This is a genomic window from Mycobacterium sp. (assembly GCF_049280035.1).
Taxonomy (GTDB): domain Bacteria; phylum Actinomycetota; class Actinomycetes; order Mycobacteriales; family Mycobacteriaceae; genus Mycobacterium.
Genome location: NZ_JBAPPI010000808.1, coordinates 1 through 3972, shown reverse-complemented (window position 1 = coordinate 3972; position 3972 = coordinate 1). Strand labels below are relative to the sequence as shown.

Below are 3972 nucleotides of genomic sequence, written 5' to 3'. Positions count from 1 at the left end.
GGCTCGGCGCGTGCGCGCCCGAGCAGCTTCGCGGTGACCGGTCCGAACAGCATCCATATCAGCCGCAACGCGATCACCACGATGACGACGGCCAACATCGCCGCCACCAGTCGCAGCGCGGGCAGCTCAGGCACCCAGTGCACCGAGCGCACAAGCTCGGCGCCGACCAGCGTGAACAGCACTGCATTCAGCAGGAACACCAGAACATCGAGGAACGCGAAGGCCTGCAGTCGCGCGCCCGGGGCGAAGATGGCGCTCAGGTGCGAACCCACGTAAACGCCGGCGGCGACGGTGGCCAAAACCCCCGACAGATGGGCGGCCTCTGCGAGCACATAGGTGAGGTACGGCGTCGCCAGCGAGATGGTGATCTCCAACAACGGTTGGTCGATTCGTCGCCGTATCTTCACAGCCACCCAGCCGACGGCGAGGCCGAGTGCAGCACCCCCCGCCGGGGCGACAAGCAGCGTCACCGCGAGCGGGCCGGGCCGCATCGCGCCGACGGTTGCGGCGCCCACCGCGCCTGCGTAGAGCACCAAAGCGGTGCCATCGTTGGTAAGTCCCTCTCCCTCAACGATTGTCGCGAGCCGCTCCGGCACGTCCAGCCGCTTGAACACCGATGTCGCGGCGACCGCGTCAGTCGGCGCCACCACCGCTCCGGCCACCAAGGCCACCGCCAGTGGCACACCCGCGAGACCCATCAAAACTCCGGCGACCGCGGCCGTGGTGACTATCACCAGGCCTACCGACAGCAGACCGATCGGCCGGGCATTGGCGCGAAGATCGTCCGGGGCAATGAAATACGCCGCGTAGTAGATCAACGGTGGCAGAAACACGTAGAACACCACGTGCGGCGACAGCACCGGCACGCTGACCCCCGGCAACCAGCTGAACGCCGCTCCGACACCCACCAGCAAGACCGGATACGGTACGCCGATCCGCTCGGCCACCCACACCGCCGCCACGGCCGCCAACGGTCCGCAAATTAGCAGGATCCCGTAGCCTGCCGGAATCACAACTCCCCCTCCCAGCGTCGCGGGCCGGTATCGATCAACCGCCAGCTGTTGCAGTGACTGGCTAACTCAGCGTAATGGCTGGCGAACCCGGGTATCCTCGACCGCTCCGGCACGCATGTTGCCATCGATTCTGGCGCGCTGCGTCGTCCGGCGGCGTAAAGCGGCCAACGTTCGCCCGGCGGATCACCCGAGGAAGCGTCGTCTCTGCTGCGTCACCTCGTCGGCGGTCATCAGCCCGGAGTCGGCCAGCTTGGCGAGAAGCGATTGCGCCCGCGTGGCAAGCTCGGCCAACTCGGCAGCGATCTCCGCCACCGGCTCGCGCTGCGACTGCTGCGGTGGCTTCGGGGTGTCCCGGCTTGTCATCCTGATCCGCTGATCGCCGCGTCCCAGGGAAGCGCTGCTGCCGACAGCGCCCCCGGCGGCACCGGCGAGGCCCATGTTGCTGAACAGGTTGCCGGAGCTACCCGCAGCGATCTCGGGTGCGGCCGCAGCGCCGGTGATCGGCAGCGTATAGGCGACCGGTCGTATCTCGGGCGCCGCCACCGTCCAAGCCGACGGCACCGACAGTCTGCCGACCGTGTTTGCCTGGCCCAGCCCGGCGGATACGGATGCCTCCGCCGCGTTCGAGGGTGAACCGACGCTGCCTTGGCCGTTGAAGAACCAGTTCGGCAGGTTGGCGGCGCCCGGCCCATAGCCCGTGTACGGGCCCGTTCCGTGAGCGAAGTCGCGGTCGGCATTGATCGAAAAGCCGCGGAAGTTGGTCCAGACCCCCGTGAACGCTGCCGAGATGCTCGTCGCCGAGGAGCCGACAGAAGTCGTGCCTATGGGGATTTCCAGGAACGTCAGGGCCACCGAGAGCGGGGTCAGCAGATCAGACACAGCCTGCGCTGGTGTCGAAGCCGCCGCGGACGACGCCAGCCCCTGCAGCGCCTGGGGGACCGCCGACATCAGCTGCGAACCGCCCGACGTGGACGACTGCGCCACCGCGGCAGCCTGGCTGCCCGCCCCTGCCGGGTTGGTGGTCGGCGGCGGTGAGGTGAACGGTGTCAACGTCGACGCTGCCGCCGAGGAGCCGGCATAGCCGTACATAGCGGCGGCATCCTGAGCCCACATTTCGGCGTAGTCGGTTTCGGTGGCCGCGATCGCCATGGTGTTCTGTCCGAAGATGTTGGTCGCAATCAGGGTCATCAAAAGGCTGCGGTTGGCCGCAATCAGCGGTGGCGGCACCGTCATGGCGAAGGCCGCCTCATAGGCCGCGGCCGCCGTTTTGGCCTGTGTGGCCGTCTGTTCAGCTTGCGCCGCGGTCGCCGTCATCCACTCCATGTACGGTGCGGCCGCTGCTGCCATCGAGGCCGACGACGGGCCGAGCCACGGGCCGCCGCTCAGCTCAGAGATCGCCGACTCGTAGGAAGCTGCCGTGAATTGAAGCTCGGCGGCCAGCCCATCCCAGGCGGAAGCTGCCGCCAGCATCGGCCCAGAGCCGGGGCCGGCATACATTCTGCCGGAGTTGACCTCCGGTGGTAACAACGCGAAATCCATTGTCCTATCCCGTCTTAACCGGCCGCTATGGCATTAGCGGCTTCGGTCGCCGCATATGACATCGCGCTCGTTCCCAGCGTGCTGACGAACAACTGATGAATCGCCTCTGCCTGGGCGCTGACTGCCTGGTACATCTGCGCATGGACAGCGAATTGGGTTGCCGTCAGCGCCGACACCTCGTCGGCAGCGGCAGGTGTCACACCCGTCGTCGGCGCCGCAACGGCGGCATTCTGCGCGCTCATCGTGGTGCCGATACCAGCCAGGCTGGTGGCGGCGGCGCTCAGCGCCTCAGGTTGAGTCGTGACGAATGACATCGGTCTTCCTCTCACTAGGTGTCAATTGCGGTTAATGATCTCCGCGGAACGGCATGCCGCCGCGCAATGGCGCGTGATACCGCGCGCCATCAGGTCAATAGGCTGAATCCGCCGCGCAATAAGGGGGTCTTGACTCACTGGTCCCACCCCGCCTTCTAATCCCGTGCACCACGGGTAGAAGCCATCAGCCGGTACGGCGGTTAAGGCGAGCTTCATCGCCTGAACGCGATGTTAACGGCGGTTAAACTCCGGATGCAACGCGGCGCGCTGGCCGGCTGTGGATGGCCCCGCAACTGGGGATAACCGGTCGCCGTCTCGCAGCGACGGCGGCGTGACGAATATTCGCGTCGGTGCACTGCCGCAGGGTGGCCGCATGACGATGTTGACGCGGGCCGAAATCGGCGCGCTCGGTGAGCAGTTGGCCAGCGATCACCTGACCGGGCTGGGACTGCGGATCCTGACCCGAAATTGGCGCTGCCGATACGGCGAATTGGATGTGGTCGCCGTCGACCCGACCACCAACACCGTGGTGTTCGTCGAGGTCAAGACCCGCACCGGCGACGGTTTCGGCGGTCTGGCGCAAGCGGTCACCGAGCAGAAGGCGCGCCGATTGCGTCGGCTGGCCGCGATGTGGCTGGCCGGTCAGGAGCAACGTTGGGCGGCGGTGCGCATCGACGTGATCGGGGTGCGCATCGGCCGACGTCGCACCCCGGAAATCAGTCACCTGCAGGGAGTCGGCTGATGGCGCTGGGGCGTGCGTTTTCGGTCGCGGTGCTGGGGTTGGACGGCGACATCGTAGAGATCGAAGCCGATATCACCTCGGGCCTACCGGGCGTACACCTGGTGGGGCTGCCCGACGCTGCGTTGCAGGAGTCACGAGACCGGGTCCGCGCAGCAATCACCAACTGCAACAACCGCTGGCCGATGTCTCGCCTCACGCTGGCGCTTTCACCGGCAACGCTGCCGAAGATGGGCTCGGTATACGACCTGGCCTTAGCGGCCGCGGTGTTGTCGGCGCAGCGGAAGACGCCGTGGCGACAGCTGGAGGCGGTCGTGGTACTGGGCGAGTTGGCTCTGGACGGACGGGTTCGGCCGGTGCGCGGGGT

The 3972-nt window shown here is 67.0% G+C and carries 5 protein-coding genes and 1 riboswitch; of the genes, 2 read left to right on the top strand and 3 right to left on the bottom strand.

The window, feature by feature from the left end; genetic code table 11:
• The 3 genes from WAN71_RS25920 to WAN71_RS25910 all read right to left on the bottom strand — a co-directional run.
• Positions 1 to 1013, bottom strand: a 1013-nt coding sequence (locus WAN71_RS25920; RefSeq protein ID WP_422228066.1) for a cation:proton antiporter, incomplete at its 3' end; no start/stop codon positions are given.
• A 183-nt stretch (positions 1014 to 1196) separates the two neighbouring features.
• Positions 1197 to 2552, bottom strand: a complete 1356-nt coding sequence (locus WAN71_RS25915) for a PPE family protein (RefSeq protein WP_422228065.1) — start codon at positions 2550 to 2552, stop codon at positions 1197 to 1199.
• 14 nt (positions 2553 to 2566) lie between these two features.
• The gene (locus tag WAN71_RS25910) at positions 2567 to 2866 is read right to left on the bottom strand and encodes a PE family protein (RefSeq protein ID WP_422228064.1); all 300 of its coding nucleotides are present in this window, start codon (positions 2864 to 2866) and stop codon (positions 2567 to 2569) included.
• Positions 2867 to 3034: 168 nt separating this feature from the next.
• Positions 3035 to 3095: riboswitch (Fluoride riboswitch) on the bottom strand.
• A 144-nt stretch (positions 3096 to 3239) separates the two neighbouring features.
• Here WAN71_RS25910 and WAN71_RS25905 point away from each other — a divergent pair.
• Positions 3240 to 3608: a YraN family protein gene (locus WAN71_RS25905; protein WP_422228063.1), complete on the top strand. Its 369-nt coding sequence runs from the start codon at positions 3240 to 3242 to the stop codon at positions 3606 to 3608.
• Positions 3608 to 3972 (top strand): magnesium chelatase domain-containing protein (locus WAN71_RS25900; protein WP_422228062.1); only part of this gene is annotated, 365 nt, incomplete at its 3' end. The genes WAN71_RS25905 and WAN71_RS25900, both read left to right, overlap by 1 nt.

Excerpts from the sequence above, each read along its gene's own strand:
- WAN71_RS25915 (WP_422228065.1), bottom strand. The coding sequence starts at position 2,552 with ATGGATTTCGCGTTGTTACCACCGGAGGTCAACTCCGGCAGAATGTAT.
- WAN71_RS25910 (WP_422228064.1), bottom strand. The coding sequence starts at position 2,866 with ATGTCATTCGTCACGACTCAACCTGAGGCGCTGAGCGCCGCCGCCACC.
- WAN71_RS25905 (WP_422228063.1), top strand. The coding sequence starts at position 3,240 with ATGACGATGTTGACGCGGGCCGAAATCGGCGCGCTCGGTGAGCAGTTG.